Here is a 17163-nt window from a genome sequence, read left to right on the forward strand (position 1 = left end):
CCGTGTACAAACAACTTTACGCATCAGTCGCTGCGCTCGCCATTGCTGGTGCCCTGTCATGGCCAGCGGCCGCGCAAACAGCCTCATCCGACGAAGGCACAAGCCCGAAAAGGCTCCAGTCCGTCACGGTTACCGCACGCAAGACATCCGAAGACATTCAGGATGTTCCGCTGTCCATGTCGGCCTTCGATGCCGAAGCCCTGGCCGACTACGGATTTACCGATTCACTGGCCATCGACGACCAGGTTCCGAACCTTGAAATCAAGACTTTCGGCGGCAACCCGAACCTGTTCATCCGGGGTGTCGGGAACAATGACTTCAACGGCACGACTGTATCGCCAGTGAGCATCTACAGCGATGATGTCCTGCAGGGTCTGACCGGCGGGCAGCTGATGCAGATGTTCGACCTTGAGCGGGTCGAAGTCCTTCGTGGCCCGCAGGGCACCCTGTTTGGCCGCAACACGACAGGCGGCGCGATCAACTTCTATTCCCGCAAGCCTGGCAACACGCAGGAAGGCTATCTTCGCGTCGGCATTGGCAGCTACAACGCCCGCGAAGTCGAAGCGGCAGGTACCATCGTTGCGATTGAGGACAAGCTTTCCACACGCATCGCCGGCAAGATGCAGGCGAATGATGGTGACCGCCGAAACCTCTACGATGGGTCGCGGGCGAATGCCGTCGACCTGGCCGCCATTCGCGCCATTACCCGGTACACGCCGAATGATGATGTCGAGTTGTTGTGGAACCTGCATTATGGACGCGATCGCTCCGACTACCAACAGGGCAAGTCCGTCGGCGCGATTAATGGTGGTAATGCACTTGGCTATGTCGATCCGGTGCCGGACGACGCGAAATACATCAACGTTAATCGCACCGACAATCGCCATCACGCCGACACGTGGGGCACCAGTGTCGCCATCACCTGGGACATTGGCGACTACACTCTAAAGTCGGTCACCGCCTATGAAGATGTCGAGACCGACTATCTCGGCGATATCGATCAGAGTCCGCAAAGCCTCGACGAGCTTCGCTTCCAGCAGGATGGCGAACAGGTCAGCCAGGAGTTCAACCTCTCCTATGATGGCGGCGGCGACGTGACCTGGATCTCCGGCCTGTTCGCCCTCAAGGAGGATTTCGGCTACCGCACGTCCGGGCCTCTCTTTGGCGATGTTCCCGGCGCAGCGCTACCGCTCGATGCGCACTCGCAACGCGACACCAAGACCTATGCAGTATTTGGCGAAGCGACCTACCAGCTGACCGATGCCTTCAGCCTGACGGGCGGTCTTCGTTATACATATGAGGAAAAGGATGCGGTTCTCGATAGCCTGCTGACCTATGGCGAGTTCGGTACGTCACCGGCAGGCCTTGTCGTCCCGCTCATTCCGAAAACAAGCCGTTCGGAAAGTTGGGACGCCTGGTCCGGACGCCTCCTCGCCAAGTACGAATTCGGCGCCGACAGCATGGTCTATGGTAGCGTGTCGCGCGGCTTCCGGTCGGGCGGATACAATCTCGGCGCGTTTTTTGACCCGAACGAGCTCACCACTGTCGATCCGGAATTCCTGACCTCTTACGAGATCGGCCTGAAGACCACCCTGCTGGATGATCGGTTCCGCGCCAACATGGCGGTGTTCATGTATGACTATACCGACCTGCAGGTCTTCACCTTTACCCAGGGTTCAAGCACCGCCAACCCGATCGTAATCGCGCTGGAAAACGCTGCCGACGCCGAAGTTTCCGGGTTCGAGGGTGAATTTACCGCCATTCCGGTTGACGGCATGCATCTGTCGCTCGGCATCGGCTATCTCGACGCGTCCTATGAAAACTACGTCTCGCCCATCGCTGGCGACCTCAGTGGGAACCGGCTACCGGGCGCACCTGAATGGAACATCAATGCGTCCGCGCAGCAGGATTTCTCGCTGCCGAATGGATGGGTCCTGACGCCGCGCGTCGAGTATGTCTATGTCGACCAGCGCTACTACGACTCCAACCAGCTTGAGGCCATCAGCTCACGTGGATCACATGAGCTTGTGAACGCCCGGCTATCCCTCTCGCCGGAGACATCTGACTGGGAGATCGCCCTTTGGGCCAAGAATATTGGCGACGAGCAATACATCGTCGATGCCGGGGACCTCAGAGCAACATTTGGCTTCATCCCAACCTATTACGGCCCACGCGAGAGCTGGGGCCTGGAAGCCCGGATCGAATTCTAGACAAACAGGAGACTGACATGCGTGAAGAAGAAGAACTACTCTACAATCCGAAGGATCTGAATTGGCACAGCCTGGGCAATGGCGCCCACTACCGCCTGCTGCGGGTCAGCCCGGAAACCGGACACTTTTCGATCATCCTGAAGCTTGATGCTGGCGGCATGTTTGCCGGCCACTATCACCTCGGCGCGGGCGAGTTCCTGATGCTGAAGGGTGAGCTCAAATACAAGGACAGCACCGCCAAGGCCGGCGACTGGGGATACGAACCACTCGGTGCCGTACATGCCGACACCAATGTCGAGATGGAGACCGAGCTTCTGTTTATCGGCTACGGTCCCATCGCCTTCACCGGTGAAGATGGCAGTATCGCACAAATCCTTGACGCCAGGCTTCTCAGCGATGTCGCAGAAGGCAAGATCCAGCCGGTCTCCTTCACCGTCGACGCGTAAGTCGCATTCAACTGTTTCGGCAAGCCGGCTGAAGATCAGCTGCTCCCATCGTGGGGCAGCGGTCATGCCCGCCCTGTTGGCGGCGCTCCGGCTCCGATTTCGGATCAATCACTATTCAGGAGGAGCTCGTGACAAAGCGTCTCGAAAACAAGATTGCACTCGTAACGGGCGCAGCCCAGGGCATCGGTGCTGCCATAGCACATCAGTTCGAGGAACAGGGCGCGACTGTCTGGAGGACGGATCTCCAACAGATTCCTGGCGAGCGTACGCGTCAAAAGGACTCCGCCTCTGAAGACGACTGGAAATCCCTGCTCGCCGAAATCAAGGAAACATCCGGCGGCCTTGATATTCTTGTCAACAATGCGGGCATTGAGCTTGAGTGTCCCTTGGAAGAGGTGACACTCGATAGCTGGCGCAAAGTCATGAGCGTAAACGTCGATGGTGTGTTCCTGGGCTGCAAGCTTGCCACCGACATGCTCGCCGACCGCAAGAGCGGCCTGGCCTCCGTCATCAACATATCATCGGTCGCCGGCATAATCGGCTTCCCTTTCCAGCCCAGCTACAACACGTCCAAAGGCGCCGTGCGCCATTTGAGCAAAACACTGGCGATTGAGTGGGGCGCCAGTAAGAAACCGATCCGCTGCAACTCAATCCATCCCGGCTGCATCGACACCCAAATGCTGCGCGAAGCGAGCATAAAATGGCAAGATCACGGGCTCTTGCCCGATGGCGATCGCATGGCCGCCATGTCGGGACTTTGCCCGCTTGGCACGGTCGGCGCGCCGGATGATATCGCGCACGGCGCTGTCTACCTCGCAAGTGATGAATCCCGTTTTGTTACCGGAATCGAGCTCATCATCGATGGTGGCTTTGTCGCACAATGAGCCATTTCACGGCTTTCCTCCCGGGCGCTCGATCCAGCCGGATAAAGCGCTCAAACTTGAAAGGGTGCTGATCTACTCAGGTCAGCACCCTTGCCTTCCTAGAGGACTTACTCATGACGCAACTAACCGGAAAAACAGCCATCATAACTGGCGCGGCCAGCGGGATCGGGGCGGCGGCGGCACGCCTGTTTGTCGCCGAGGGTGCCAGTGTTGTCGGCATCGACCTCGACACGGCAGGCCTTGAGGCTCTGGCGGGCGATCTTGGCGCATCCTTCGCCTTTGTCGCCGGAGACATCACCCAGCGCGCGACTCTGGACAGGGCCTTGACCAAGGCTGCAGATCAGTTCGGCGCCCCGAAAATCGCCATCCTCAATGCTGGCATGGACGGCCCCATGGCGCCTCTGCTGGACATCGATCCGAAAGACTTCGACCAGGTTCTCAAGGTGAATGTCAGGGCCGTTTTTGAAGGCGTTCAGGTGTTCGGCCGCGCCATGCAGGCGAGCGGTGGTAGCATCGTCATCACATCATCGGTGAATGGCCTTCGCGCCTTCGGCAATACCAGCCCGTACACGACCAGCAAGATGGCTGTGCTTGGCCTGGCCCGGGCTGCGGCGAACGATCTCGCCGCGTACGGCATCCGCGTGAACACGGTCCATCCGGGCCTGATCGATACACCCATGCTCAAACGCGCCGAAGAAGGCCTGGCCCCCGGTGGGCAGGAAGCCTTGCGCGAGGCGCTGTCGCAGACCGTGGCCCTGAAGCGTGTCGGATCGCCATCGGAGATTGCAAACACGATGCTTTTCCTCGCCAGTGACGCGTCGAGCTATGTCACCGGCGAATCCATTGTCGTGGACGGCGGTTTCACCCGCCTCCTCAGCATGTAGGCATGAAGACGGCCCTGAGCGCGGCGTCTGAAAACGCCATGCTCAGGCTGTCGAGGCGTCCCGTCCAGGCCGTTGCTTCGGCCAGCGTAATGCAGGCATCTGTCCTGTAGGTGCCTGGCATTCCAAGCTGGCTTTCGACCTGGTTGATCGCATCGATAGGCGCGTCCATTGGACCACCTAGCCAGAGACAGGCATGCACCAGGGTCACCGTTCTGCGGTCCCGCATGCGCCTGCGCATCGCCAGCCCGGCCAGTTTTCGGCCCTCCACGAGCAGGTTGAACCGGCCATCGCAGGGGGCATCAGGTGCGGGGCCGACGGTAACACCGCTTACCCCCAGCGATGAGACCGCCGAGCCGAGGCCGTTCGCAAAGTCCTCATAGATCCGGTCGACCGGTGCGGGATCGTGCTGGCTGGCCAATATGCCGGACACGCACAGAACGCCCGGCCCGTGAAAGACACATGCTCCGCCTGAGCGACGGAATGTGACAGGCCATCCTTTAACGGCGGCTATGGTTTGCGCAGCATCGATGCCGGGCATTGACTGCCAGCGCCGAGGGACGACCAGGCACCTTGACTGCTGCCAGAAGACCAGCCTGAAACGTTCAGCCCCTGCTCCAAACGCTTGCTGGAAAATTTGCTCCTCATTGGCGAGACCGTCGGGCGCCTGAAACTGGACGATGTCCGGCGCGTCAGGGCGCAGCATCAAACGCCTCGAGCGCCTTGCAGAGGTTGTCCAGAAACTGGCCGGCCGGCTCACCGTCGATGATGCGGTGATCAGCCGTCAGCGACAGCGGCAGGAGCTGTCTGACCGTTAGTCCGCCTTCAGCATTCAGCGAGACCGTCTCCTCAAGCCGTCCGACGCCAAGCAAAGCCGCCTGTCCGGCATTCAGGATCGGCGTGAAATAGCGTACGCGCGTATGACCAAGATTGGACAGGGTGACACTGCCGCCTTTCATCTCTGACACGGCCAGCTTTCCAGACATGGCTCGCCCGATCAGGTCTCGGCGCTTGTCGGCCAAGGCCTTGAGACTGTCTCCGCCGATATCTTTCACGACCGGAGTCATCAGTCCGGCGGGTGTCGAGATGGCAATCGAAAGGTCGATCGGTTCACTGACCGTGATCGACCGCTCATCGGCCGTCGCATTGAACGCCGGGAATGCGCGAAGGGTCTGCGCAAGCGCAAAGATCACGCAGGCTTCAAGGCTGACCGGATCGCCCTGCTCTTTCCAGCCTCGCCGCATCTGCATCAGCGCGGTGATGTCGGCATCGCCGTGATAGGTGAGCTGCGCGCTGCCCTGCAAGGAGGCCATCATGCGATCGGCGATCACCTTGCGGACACCGCGGAACGGTTGGGCCTCCGCCATTACGCGCTCTCGATCGTCGCGATCAGCTCGCCTTTTCGCACGGCGGCCTCGGCCTCTGCCTTGATGGTCAGCTTGCCGGTGTCCGGCGCCTCGATCTCGGTCGCGACCTTTTCGTTCATGACCTCACAGATCACGTCGCCCTTCTCGACCATGTCGCCGGAGTCGAAGAACCAGGTTGAGATCGCGCCTTCGCTGTCATCATCCCAGCAATCCTGGGGAATACGAACATCAGACATGAGCAGGCGCCTCCAGCATGGCCGACACAGCGCTGACAACCTTGTCGCTATTGGGCAGGACGGCATGTTCCATTTCCGGCGCGAAAGGCACCGGAATATCCGGATAGGAAATCCGCTTCGGTGGCGCCTTGAGGCGCACCTTGCCGCTCTCGGCGACGGTTGCGATGATTTCCGCGCCCACGCCATAGGAGTGGTAGTCGTCATCGATGCTCAGGAGCGCGCCCGTTTTTCCGACGGACGCCAGGATGGTCTCCCGGTCCAGCGGCGCGATCGAGCGCAGGTCGATCACCTCCGCCTCGATCCCTTTCGCCTCAAGGGCAGCGGCGGCATCAAGAGCGACGTGAACCGTATGCCCGAGGCCCACCAGAGTGATGTCCTGCCCGGCCCTGACGACTTCTGCCTTGTCGAGCGGCACGGTGTAGCGCCCCTCCGGCACATGGGTGATCGACCGCTGGACAGTGCCGAGCCAGCCCATGCCCTGAAGCGCCTTGTGATACATGAAGATGACGGGGTTCGGGTCGGCGATCGCTGCGGCCATCATCCCCTTTGCATCATGGGCATTCGACGGGATAACGACCTTCAGCCCCGGCAGATGCCCGAACGTGGCATAGAGCGTCTGGGAGTGCTGCCCCGCATCGCCATAGCCGCCGCCTACGGACGTCATGAGCACCATCGGGCAGGTCACATTGCCACCGGAGAAGTAGCTCTGCTTGGCGGCGAGATTGTAGATCGAGTCCATGCAGACACCGAAAAAGTCGACGAACATGAGCTCGACGACGGGCCGCATGCCCGCTGCGGCCATGCCGACGGCGGTGCCGATGAAGCCGGTTTCCGAAATCGGCGTGTCCCGGACGCGCTCCGTCCCGAACTCGTCCAGAAGCCCGAGCGTATTGCCAAACACACCGCCGAGCTTGCCGATATCCTCTCCCATGACGAGCACATCATCGCTGGCACGCATCTCCAGCGAGATGGCTTCGGCCATGGCCTTCGCGATCGTCAGTTTGCGTTTCTTTTCCTGCATGTCGGTCCTCAGGCAAAAACTGTTGTGAATGCGTCTTCCGGCTTCGGCGACGCGGACTGGCGCGCATGATCGAAGGCGGCAGCGACCCGGCCCCGTGCGTCCTCTTCGAGCGCGTCGAGATCGCCGGCTGCCGCGCCCGCGTTTTCCAGCCGCGCGCGATACCGGGTGATCGGGTCCTTCTCCTGCAGCGAGGTCTTCTCGCCCTCGGGGCGATAGCCTTCAGCGTCGCCCATGAAATGGCCTTCCAGCCGGATCGTCTCGATCTCGATCAGGCTCGGCCCGCCGCCGGCACGGGCGTGCTGGATGGCGTCTCCGGCGACCCGGAAGATCTCGTCCGGGTCATTGTCCGGCACAAAATGCCCCGGCATGGCGTAGGCAGCCGCCCTTTCGGCATTGCCTTCAACGGCGGTTGCCTGACGCTTCGAGACTGAAATGCCGTAGGCATTGTCCTCGATGACGAAGACGACCGGCGCCTTCCAGACCGCTGCGAGGTTCAGCGTCTCGTGAAAGGCCCCCTGATTGGCGGCCCCTTCTCCGATGAAAGCGACCGCGACATCATCGCGCCCGCGCAGCTTTGCTGCCATGGCGGCCCCGACGGCCGGGCCCATGCCTTGCGCGATAATGCCCGAACAGCAGAAATTTACCCGCGGGTCGAACAGGTGCATATGACCGCCGCGCCCACCGGACAGGCCGTTCGCCCGCCCGAATATCTCCGACGTCATATCCTTGAGATTCACGCCTTTCGCGATGGCGATGTGGTGCGGCCGGTGCGTTGCCGTGACCGTGTCGGTCGGCCTCAGATGCGCACATACACCGACAGCGCAAGGCTCCTGCCCGTCCGACAGGTGCATCTCACCCGGCAGCGGCCCCTTGGCCATGTTGAAGACCGGCTGCTTTCCTTCGAAATAGGCTGGCTTGATGAGGTTCTCGAAGTGGCGGCTCGCCACCATCTTCTCGTACATCCAGAGCATCTGCTCGCGACTTGGCTTCACCACATCCTCCCGATCATACAGTTCTTTCGGAGAAGATGGCAGTCGAAGCGCGGCGTGCTTTACCGTGAGCGAAGACAGTCTGAACCTGCCAGTTTTCGAACGAACGCTTGTGGGAGCATCTGGTCGTCAATTACGCCGAGCAGGCGGCACAAGGGCCGAGCCATACGAATGTGAAATGCATCTCTCTGTTGATCTTCACGAAGACCTCATCCAGATGCCACTGCCACTGGGTGACCTGACGCAAGAAGGCGCTCGCTTCACGCCGATCTTGCCGGCAAACATCGGGCCGACGCGATCAACCCAGTGCCGGACGCTCTCGTGGCAAACATCGTTGCCGCGTTCGTGGAGCAAGTGCTCGACGTTACGCAATGAAAGTGGGAAGCGGACGTACATCATAACCGTTGACTGGATGATCGCGCGCGACATCTTGTCGTAACGAAATAGATGGCGGGCGGGTAGGCAAATTTACCGGCTCATCTGAGCCGTTCAATCTGCCCGTTCCGATTACATGCCCGCTCGTGCGCCTACCACTGATTTGACGCGTCGAAGAATCCCATTGAGCAGATTTCGTCCAGGGGTAGTCGGTCGCTGGGTGTTTCACGGTCCCGCAGTTTTTGCGGCAGACTGTCCGGGCTTCCGAGTTTTCCCACCGCGAACGCTGCATTCACCTCAAATTCCTCAGGTACACGCAGCTTGGTTCTTACCTCATCGAAGTCGATGCCGGTCATTCCATGAGCGTGATAGCCAAGCTTCATCGCTTGCAGGGCAAGCTGCATCCAGGCTGAGCCGGCATCGTAAGCGTGGGAAACGAGGGCCGTGCTGGTTCCATCCGGCTTCGACTGCCGGGTTCTGGAAACGACAAAACCGAGAACGGATGAATTTTTTGCCCAATCTGCATTGAACGGTATCAGCAGGCTTAGAAACAGTTCCCAATTGGGATCGCCGCGCCGCGACCAGATGAACCGCCAGGGTTGCGAATTAAACGCCGAGGGCGCCCAGCGCGCTGCCTCGAACAGGGTCATCAGATCTGCCTTCGGCATGTCTACAGGTTCAAATGCACGCGGAGACCAGCGTTCAACGAAGGAGGGATCGACAGCTGTGTGCGGTGTTATCTGGCGCGTCATGGGAAGCTCCGAAACTTTGTCCTGAGGTTAGCGCAGGACCCGTCATTGTTGTTTGGCCAGTCGACCGGGACACGACGAATTCGGTTCTGATCAATTTTCGAATGGATTGCTCATCCCTCCGTAGACGCCCTTGGCCGTTGTGCTGCTCACCTGTTCGTTCATTTGCCCACAAACTGACAGGGCGATGAGGGCATACATCAATGTGCACTCGAAGAAATCCTGCGGTGTCGGCCGCCAGCGGGTCGGACCGAAGGTCAGGGCAGGGATGCGGTGCATGTTGAAGACATTGTGGTCTCGCCACATGCTGGAATAAACGGACTTCGCCTTTTCGACAGGGTGGCCTTTCACCGACTGAACCGCCGATCCGACGCTAGCGGCAAGCGGCTCGATTTCATCATCCTGGGCCTCGTAGCCATGGTAGACATTCACCGGCGTTACATCGAATTCGATACCGGGAAGCTCGCGCATGACCGACTCCAGACTATGGAGCACGTCGGCTGCTTTCTGTTTCGGCCCAAGATCGCACCCGATATAGAGCGAACAGATCTGCGTCCCGCCGCTATAAGGGAAGCCGCCCTGGATGCTTGAGATCGTCGCTTTTGGCAGACAGGTGCCGCCTTTGGTGTCGTAGGTATTGTCGCGCTCATAGTCCCGTGTCCAGGCGTGGAGCGCCTCAATGACGGGGCCGAGCTTGTAGAGCGGACTTGGATGGTCGGCTGTCTTTTCCGGTGCCTTGAGAAGGGGGCGGAAAATTGACTCGCCATAGATCTGCACACGGAAGGTGCACGATCCTGCGCCGAGCCAGGTCACGCCGAAATCGGTGCCTTCTGCGGCGATGGCATAATCAGGTGCAACGCCGCCATGGTGGAACATGTAGTGGGCGCCGATTTCCTTGCCCATATAGTCAATGCCGCCGCGCTCTTCGATCGGCTCCGGTCCGCACTCGCCGGGGCAGGCGGTCAGGTACATCCGGCCCGCCAGATCGAAGCCAGCCTTCTTCAGGGCTTTTGCGGCCATCAGCATACAACTCATCGGGCCGCGATCATTTGCCACCGCGTAGCCGTAGAACTTGCCCTCTTCGAGCCAGCACTCTTTCCATTCGCGGTTCTCAGCGCTTGATGGCCGGCGTGTCTTTGCAAGGACAGTCGGGTCTGAAGGCTCGCTCTCGGTGTCGAGGTGAGCCGTGAAGAGTAGGTTGCGGCCCGCACCGTGGCCGCCATAGGTGCCGATAACATTCTGCCTATGGGGCACTGCGCCTACCGATAAGGGGTTGAAGCCTTCCCGCTCCATCCACGCATGAACAAAGGCCGATGCCTCCGCCTCGCCAGTGGAGGGGCTGTAAATGTTGGACAGCTCCAAGATCAGGTCAGTCAGCTCGTTGATATCAATCGCATCGGTGATGGCTTTGACATCCTCGTCTGAGAACGCACCCATCATCGAAGGTTTTGTTATTCCGTCGGCCATTTTTATATCTCTCCTGCCGTATCCGTCCCTTGATCAAGCAGGTTCATGGCTCTCGGCCGCGTAGTGACCGCGAAGTTTAGGGAGGATGTCCCCGAACATTTCCAAGCCTGCCTTATAATCGGGGAAGATCAGCATGACGCCATCGAGCGCGCAATCCTCAACGTATTGTTCGATCTTCTCCCGGCAGGTCTGGGGAGATCCAACGACGGTATGGTTCTGGCTGGCGCTCATTTTATGAGCGGCCGCCGCGACGTTTTCTGCCGAAAGGCCCCAGCTCTTCATCTGTGCCGAGATAGCGCCGAGATCCTTGCCGTCTTCAAAACGCTGGAGCAATGCCTCGGCTTTGGCGTCGCTGTCATCATGGATGACGGTGCACATCGAACACACCTTGATGGTCGTGTTGTTTTCGGCTGCGATTTCACGCGCGCGCTGGCTGAGACCCGCCCGCTCCTCCACACTCCGGCCACCGATAAAGCAGGCATCAGCATGGGTCGTCGAGAAGCGGAAGCCGCGATCCGACTGGCCTGCCGCGATCAGGTCGGGACGGGGCTTCGATATCGGCTTGGGATCGGATTGGCAGTCATCAAACTGGAAGAAGCGTCCGTCCGAAGAAACACTTTCCTCAGACCAGAGGCGTTTGATCAGCGTGATCCATTCCTCTGTCAGGGCATACCGGTCCGCGTGGGTCAGCGCCTCGTCCCAGGCGCCCATCTGAGAGAATTCTTCCCGGTACGCACCCGCCACAATATTGAGACCCGCGCGGCCGTTCGAGATGTGGTCGAGCGTGGTGACCATTTTCGCAACAACGCCCGGATTGTGAAGCAGCGCATGCATCGTGGCCCACACTTTCACATTCTTTGTCACTTCCGCGAGCCCGGCCATCATGGTCATCGACTCCATGGATGTGCTCCAGTGGTTGGTCTCCCCGCCAAAGCCACGGAACTTCGACATCGACATGATGAAGTCGAGGCCAATCTGGTCCGCGATGATCGCCGCCTCACGATTGGTCTGGTAGAGCCCGTCGAGCGTCGGTGTGTTCTTCGAGATGATCCAGCCGCCATTAGCGATGGGCAGGAAAACGCCGAACATTTTGTGGTTGGGTAGCATGGGTCCCTCCGGGAGTTTATTGGATGACTTTACGAGATCGTGTGTGGCTCAGCGCCGGTTTGCTCCGGTCGCTCCGCTTCGCGTCGCTTGGGAGCGGCGTCGTCTTTTTGCGGCGCACGCATGAAGACCACGCCGACCCAGACAATTGCTGCGATGGCCGAGAGGATCAGAAACATCGGGACAAAGCTGCCGGTGACGTCGTGAATGACGCCGCCAATGGTCGGCCCAAGGGCAGAGGCCGCGCCGACCAGACACATTGTCGAGAACAGCTCCAGATTATTGCGCTGGCCAAAATAGTTCAGCATCAGAACGGTGCAGGTGAGCGACGTCATGCCGAACCCAATGCCCGTGCCAATTGCGTAGATGAGCAGCACGGAATGAGAGCCGGACGTCGCTAGCACGCAGCAACCGACCGCCGTACAGGCCAGCGAAACGACCATTAGGTATCTGGGATCGATCCGTTCGCCGAGGAAGCCCCCGCCGACGCGGGCAATGACGGCGATAAAGGCTTCGAGGCTCAGCATCGCGCCTGCGATCTGGGGCGAGACGCCGCGCTCGACCAGGTGTCCGACCGAAAGGCTGGTCACCGTGACGAGGGCAATAAGGTTGGCGAAGTAAGCGGAGACCAGCACGTAATACTGGATTGAGCCCATCGCTTCTTTCACACCCCAGTCGACCGGCGTGACATAGACGTTTGACGTGCGAGGCGCGGGTTCGGCTTGGGCCGCAATGGCATCCGCCTGATCGCGATTGCCGTCTACGTCGACCGTCTCATCAGTCCCTGGCTGCTCGAGCTCATCCTTGGCGGGGGTGGAAAAGCGTTTGTCGAGCCCGATGATGAGTGCCGCCACGAGTCCCGTCGCAAGCAGGATGAGCGCCTGGTACATCCAGTAGTCGCGCCAGTTTTGACCTTCGATAGACAGGACGCCCATCACCATCCACGGTCCGAATACATTGCCGAGGCCGCCGATGGTGAAATAGAGGCCGAGCGCGGTAGACCTGCGCTTGAATTGCCGACTGATCACAAATGTCGCCGGGATCGCGCCCATCATCTGGAATGCCACACCGCATATGGCGGCCGCCGAGAAATACTGGATGAGGCTGTTCACGCTGCTCATGGTAAACAGGCCGGCAGCCATCATGGCCGCGCCCAGGATGAGAGCCATTCGGACGCCGAACTTCCGGATAACGAGCGACGGGACGAGGGATGAGCCACCGCAGGCTGCACCGAGAATAGTGAAGCCAAAACCAGCTTGCGACCAGCTCCAGTCCAGCTCTGAGACCATGTGAGGCAAGACGACGCCAAGCGACGAGAATGTCGCTGCGCTGATGAGAAGCTCCAGGGCACTTAAAGTCGCCATGTGGGCCGCCGCCATCCGGGGGACGGACCGTACGGACTGGATCATTCCTGATAGCAGCATTCGAAACCCTCTTCGTATCGCGATCAGGGCTAGCAGCTCCATGATGAGGCGGCTCGAACGGGAAACCTTTCATCTGACATTTCAGAGAAAATGTTAGAAATGGGTCACTGGTGCAGGGGTAGTGCTCAGGAATTGACCACGCCAAGCATTCCGGTGACTTACGCCGCCTCCCGGCGACGCAGCGATGACTGGTATTGGATAAAAAGCACGAACGTCAGCACAGACAGCACTGCTGCGATGGCGCCAGCGCCCGCCAGTGGCACCCGGTAGCCGAGCAGGTCGAGGACACCCCCGCCAAAAAGCGCGCCGAGCGCCGGCGCGCCCCTCATCAAGGCGCCCCAGAAGCTGAGCACCCGGCCACTCACCGCCTCGTCGGTATCGAGGATCATCACAAGCTGGGACGCGGCCGCGCTGATGCACATGAAGAAGCCTAGAACCATTGCGGCCACGGTCGCCGCAGTGAGGCCTGATGTCATCGAAAAGCCGACGAGCGCGACAGAGGCGGCTATTGACGCCTGGAAGAAGAGACCCGCCGGCTTTTGAGGTGCATTGAGGGTGACGATGATGGCGCCAACCAGAGCTCCGGCACCGACGCCCATCACAAGATAAGAGTAAGCCTGAACATCGCCCCCGAACAGGCGATCTGCGAAGGCAGGCATAAGCTCGTATACTGGCCGTACCAGAAAGGCTGTCGCGGCAAATACGACGAGTACGGGCGTCACGATCGAATGGCTTGAGGCCGCCTTGAACCCTGTCCAGAGCTGTTTCACGAATCCAGTCGGCTGGTTTGGCGTCGACGACATCTGGATCGGTCGCAGGCGAAGCACGGTCGCGATCATGATTAGCGCGACCACGGCATTGATCCAGAAGATCGATGCCGGTCCGGGCCAGATCACAAGCGGCCCCGCGATTGCCGGCCCGATAAAGCGCGTCACATTCACCGAGATTGCCGTCATCGACATGCCGGTCGGGAGACAATCGCGAGGGGTAACGTCCCTTATCAGCAGAGCACGTGCGGATTCCTGGATGGCTGCCCCGATCCCTGCTGCAGCGGTCAGCAGAACGAGAATGATGGGCGTGCTCCAGCCAAAAAACACAACGACGCCGGTAAGGAGAGCGACCGCGAAAAGAACGGTCTGGCACCGGATGATAATTTTCCGGCGGTCGTTCTGGTCTGCCAGGACGCCGCCCAAGGGGCCGAAGACTAGTCCTGGCGCGAGTTCAGCCAGTGCAAGCAGTCCCAGCCAGGTGGTGCTGCCGGTCAATTCCCACATGATCCAGCCAAGCGCGATGCGCTGCATCCACTGGCTGGCCATGACGGTGGTGGAGGCCAGAAACAGGCTGCGATAGGAGGAGTCAGCCATGACACGCCGAAGCGCGACCATGCCCTTGAGGTGAGCGGGCGAGTCCGCTGACGGCGTTGTCATGAACGCTGTTCAGGCGTCGCCGCGCCGGCATCAAGACACCAGATGTTCCCCCGGTGATAAGCCAGCGGCGCAGCATTCTTGTTAGACCCAAGATCCAGCACGCGCCCGACAACGATCTCGTGATCGCCACCATCGTGAAGGGCATGCACTTCGCAATCAAACCAGGCCACAGACTCGGCCAAGACCGGAGCGCCGGTAACGCCATCGAAGAAATCGACATCACGAAACCGGTCGTCCTCCGACTTGGCGGCAAACCGGCGGACGACGTCCATGTGTGCGTTCGAAAGGATATTCACAGCCAGAATGCCGGACTTACGGATAGCGTCGAGTGACCGGCTCTTGCGGTCGAGGCAAACGAGCAGCAGAGGCGGATCCTGTGAGACCGCGGAAAACGCGTTGACGGCCGTTCCTGCGACGCCGGCCTCGCCACGGGTCGTGACGACGGTAATCCCGCTCAGAAAGCCGCCCATGGCTTCACGCCAAAGACCGACATCTATCGATTGGGTCACGTTTCACCTCCTCTGAAAGGGTTGTCGCCATAGACAGGTTTGATTGCTGTGCCGCCTTCGGACTGCTTCGCCCTGCCGCATAGAGCGAGTGCGGTTACGGCGTAGATCAGCGCCCCTTTCACAAGGTCCTCAGGGGTTGGACGCCAGCGCTTGAAGCCTGTCGTAACCGCGGGCACCCGGTTCATATTGAAGACGTTGTGGTCGCGCCACATGCTCGAATAGATCGGTGCAGCCCGTTTCAGCGGCTCTCCGGTCGCTAGCCGTGTCGCCAGATCCACTGCGCTTACAAGGGGTTTGACTTTGTTTTCATCGGCCTCAAAGCCATGACGAACGACAACGGGCTCGAGCTCGAATTCACCAATGCCGGATTCGCGAAGAAAGGCTTCGAGGCTGCGGTGGACATCACCGATCTGCTGGTTCGGCGCCAGGCCGACTTCGAGATAAAGTGCGCAAACTTCGGTTCCAGCACCGAACGCATGCGGCACACCGCCCCGAACCGATGCAATCTGTGCCTTCGGATAGGATGCGCCGCCCTCGCATTCGTAACGGCTTTCCGTTTCGAACTTGCGGCTCCAGTCGAGGATTGACTGTACGGCCGCGCCCATCCGGTAAATCGGGTTTGGATGGTCGCTGGCCAGTTCAGGAGATTCAAGCAGGGGCGTGAAGACGCTGTCGCCGTAAAGCTTGATCCTGAAAACCGAATAGCCGCTGCCGACCCAGGTCAGGCCATAGTCGCAACCTTCTGCGGCAATCGCATAGTCAGCCGATACGCCGCCATGATTGAACACGTAGTGCGTGCCAATTTCCTTGCCCATATAGTCGATCCCGCGCATCTCCTCGATCGGCTCGGGACCGATCTCGCCGGGCGACGCGGTCAGGTACAGGCGTCCCGACAGATCGAAACCGCAAGCCTTGAGCGCCTTCGCGGCAAAGAGGAAACAGGTCATCGGACCGCGGTCATTCGCGATGGGAAAGCCGTGGAGCTGGCCGTTCTCCAACCAGCACTCGGTCCACTCTCGCTGCTCCAGCGTACTGTCGCGGAATTTGAGCGCGTCCTCGTCAGGATTGCCGACCGGGCTCTCAGTATCCAGGTGCGCGGTATAGAGCAGGCTCTTGCCGTCTCCCTTTCCGCCATAGGTCGCGATAATGTTCGGGCGCTCGGGAGTCGCGCCAACCTTGCGAGGGCGAAACCCTTCTTTGGAGAGCCACTGATAGACATATTCAGCAGCCTCTGCCTCGCCGCGGGCGGGGCTTTTAATGTTGCCCAGCTCGAGGGCGACGCGGGTCATTTCTTCCTTGTCGAGCGCCGCAGCCAAGGCCGCGACTTCGTCTTCCGAGACCGCGTAGGCGGCCTCGGGCAAATTCTTGAAATCCAGACTCATTGGTTGCTTTCTTCTTGTGTCGCCCAGGCGCTGCGCAGGTCAGCCGTGGTCACCAGCGTTGCGCAGTTCAGTTCCAGCGAATTCAGGGCGCCGATGTGAATTTGCTCATCATAGGCGGCGCACGCATCGGTCGGCACATAAACGAAATAGTCGAGATGGAACGCATCGCGCACCGTGCAGTCGACACAGCATTCGGTGGTTAGCCCACAGACGACGAGCGTATCGATCTGACGCGCACGCAATATGGCATCGAGGCTGGTGCCGAAGAAGCCGCTATAGCGGAGCTTTGGAACGACCGTTTCACCAGGCTCGGGTTTTGGTCCGAAAAAGTCGGCGCCAGGGGTTCCGCTCCGGCAAATGCCGCCGCCCTCGTCAACGCCGTTCTTGCGTCGCCGCCATTCCCCCCAGACGGGCGAGTCGGTTGCCGCATCTGTCTGCAGGCCAACGAAGATCACCGGGACGCCGGCCTCTCGTGCATCTTCAACGAGTTGCGATGCTGCGGCGACGGCCGGTTCGGTGATGCTCATATCGACGCCGGCTTTTCCGAGCACGCCTTCGGCTGAAGCGAAGTCGACCTGGATATCGATAACGATGACAGCTGTTCTTGCCGGGGCGACCCAGTCGGACAGGCTTTCGGCGGAGGGTGTGTGTTTATTCAAAGAAAATACTCATTCAACTCGATGTTCGGTTTC

The 17163-nt window shown here is 60.0% G+C and carries 17 protein-coding genes and 1 pseudogene; 4 read left to right on the forward strand and 14 right to left on the reverse strand.

The window, feature by feature from the left end; translation table 11 throughout:
- Window positions 1-2 precede the first annotated feature (2 nt).
- From WNY37_RS05245 to WNY37_RS05260, 4 genes are all read left to right on the forward strand, one after another.
- Window positions 3-2210 carry a TonB-dependent receptor gene (locus WNY37_RS05245; protein ID WP_342972413.1) on the forward strand — a complete coding sequence of 736 codons (2208 nt, stop codon included), beginning with the start codon at window positions 3-5 and terminating at the stop codon, window positions 2208-2210.
- A gap of 17 nt (window positions 2211-2227) precedes the next feature.
- Window positions 2228-2656 carry a 2,4'-dihydroxyacetophenone dioxygenase family protein gene (locus tag WNY37_RS05250; RefSeq protein ID WP_342972414.1) on the forward strand — a complete coding sequence of 143 codons (429 nt, stop codon included), beginning with the start codon at window positions 2228-2230 and terminating at the stop codon, window positions 2654-2656.
- Window positions 2657-2784: 128 nt separating this feature from the next.
- Window positions 2785-3540: an SDR family oxidoreductase gene (locus WNY37_RS05255; RefSeq protein WP_342972415.1), complete on the forward strand. Its 756-nt coding sequence runs from the start codon at window positions 2785-2787 to the stop codon at window positions 3538-3540.
- Between the two features lie 113 nt (window positions 3541-3653).
- Window positions 3654-4424 (forward strand): glucose 1-dehydrogenase, encoded by a 771-nt coding sequence (locus WNY37_RS05260; protein WP_342972416.1) that lies wholly within the window; start codon window positions 3654-3656, stop codon window positions 4422-4424.
- On the opposite strand, the gene WNY37_RS05265 is transcribed toward WNY37_RS05260, so the two are convergent.
- The 14 genes and pseudogenes from WNY37_RS05265 to WNY37_RS05330 all read right to left on the reverse strand — a co-directional run bounded on the left by WNY37_RS05265 (window position 4414) and on the right by WNY37_RS05330 (window position 17130).
- Window positions 4414-5127: a hypothetical protein gene (locus WNY37_RS05265; RefSeq protein WP_342972417.1), complete on the reverse strand. Its 714-nt coding sequence runs from the start codon at window positions 5125-5127 to the stop codon at window positions 4414-4416. The genes WNY37_RS05260 and WNY37_RS05265 overlap by 11 nt on opposite strands.
- Window positions 5114-5788, reverse strand: a complete 675-nt coding sequence (locus WNY37_RS05270) for a 2-oxo acid dehydrogenase subunit E2 (RefSeq protein ID WP_342972418.1) — start codon at window positions 5786-5788, stop codon at window positions 5114-5116. The genes WNY37_RS05265 and WNY37_RS05270 overlap by 14 nt, the downstream gene beginning before the upstream one ends.
- Window positions 5788-6024 carry a lipoyl domain-containing protein gene (locus WNY37_RS05275; protein ID WP_342972419.1) on the reverse strand — a complete coding sequence of 79 codons (237 nt, stop codon included), beginning with the start codon at window positions 6022-6024 and terminating at the stop codon, window positions 5788-5790. Before WNY37_RS05275 ends, WNY37_RS05270 begins: the two co-directional genes overlap by 1 nt.
- Window positions 6017-7045 (reverse strand): alpha-ketoacid dehydrogenase subunit beta, encoded by a 1029-nt coding sequence (locus tag WNY37_RS05280; protein WP_342972420.1) that lies wholly within the window; start codon window positions 7043-7045, stop codon window positions 6017-6019. The genes WNY37_RS05275 and WNY37_RS05280 overlap by 8 nt, the downstream gene beginning before the upstream one ends.
- 8 nt (window positions 7046-7053) lie before the next feature.
- Window positions 7054-8040: a thiamine pyrophosphate-dependent dehydrogenase E1 component subunit alpha gene (locus WNY37_RS05285; protein WP_342972421.1), complete on the reverse strand. Its 987-nt coding sequence runs from the start codon at window positions 8038-8040 to the stop codon at window positions 7054-7056.
- A 163-nt stretch (window positions 8041-8203) separates the two neighbouring features.
- A pseudogene (locus WNY37_RS05290) lies at window positions 8204-8433 on the reverse strand (IS6 family transposase); the annotation flags it as partial.
- A gap of 128 nt (window positions 8434-8561) precedes the next feature.
- Entirely contained in the window at window positions 8562-9161 is a 600-nt protein-coding gene (locus WNY37_RS05295; protein ID WP_342972422.1) for a nitroreductase family protein, read from the reverse strand.
- Window positions 9162-9251: 90 nt separating this feature from the next.
- The gene (locus WNY37_RS05300; protein ID WP_342972423.1) at window positions 9252-10625 is read right to left on the reverse strand and encodes a M20/M25/M40 family metallo-hydrolase; all 1374 of its coding nucleotides are present in this window, start codon (window positions 10623-10625) and stop codon (window positions 9252-9254) included.
- Window positions 10626-10658: 33 nt separating this feature from the next.
- Window positions 10659-11732 carry an LLM class flavin-dependent oxidoreductase gene (locus tag WNY37_RS05305; RefSeq protein ID WP_342972424.1) on the reverse strand — a complete coding sequence of 358 codons (1074 nt, stop codon included), beginning with the start codon at window positions 11730-11732 and terminating at the stop codon, window positions 10659-10661.
- A 29-nt stretch (window positions 11733-11761) separates the two neighbouring features.
- A complete protein-coding gene (locus tag WNY37_RS05310; RefSeq protein ID WP_342972425.1) occupies window positions 11762-13153 on the reverse strand; it encodes an MFS transporter in 1392 nt (463 codons plus the stop codon).
- Window positions 13154-13311: 158 nt separating this feature from the next.
- Window positions 13312-14580, reverse strand: coding sequence for an MFS transporter (locus WNY37_RS05315; RefSeq protein ID WP_342972426.1), 1269 nt, complete (start codon window positions 14578-14580; stop codon window positions 13312-13314).
- Window positions 14577-15089, reverse strand: coding sequence for a flavin reductase family protein (locus WNY37_RS05320; protein ID WP_342972427.1), 513 nt, complete (start codon window positions 15087-15089; stop codon window positions 14577-14579). Before WNY37_RS05320 ends, WNY37_RS05315 begins: the two co-directional genes overlap by 4 nt.
- On the reverse strand, window positions 15086-16471 hold the full coding sequence (locus WNY37_RS05325) for a peptidase M20 (RefSeq protein WP_342972428.1): 1386 nt from the start codon (window positions 16469-16471) through the stop codon (window positions 15086-15088). The genes WNY37_RS05320 and WNY37_RS05325 overlap by 4 nt, the downstream gene beginning before the upstream one ends.
- Window positions 16468-17130 (reverse strand): cysteine hydrolase, encoded by a 663-nt coding sequence (locus tag WNY37_RS05330; RefSeq protein ID WP_342972429.1) that lies wholly within the window; start codon window positions 17128-17130, stop codon window positions 16468-16470. The genes WNY37_RS05325 and WNY37_RS05330 overlap by 4 nt, the downstream gene beginning before the upstream one ends.
- Window positions 17131-17163 lie beyond the last annotated feature (33 nt).

The organism is Henriciella sp. AS95, from assembly GCF_038900055.1.
Taxonomy (GTDB): domain Bacteria; phylum Pseudomonadota; class Alphaproteobacteria; order Caulobacterales; family Hyphomonadaceae; genus Henriciella.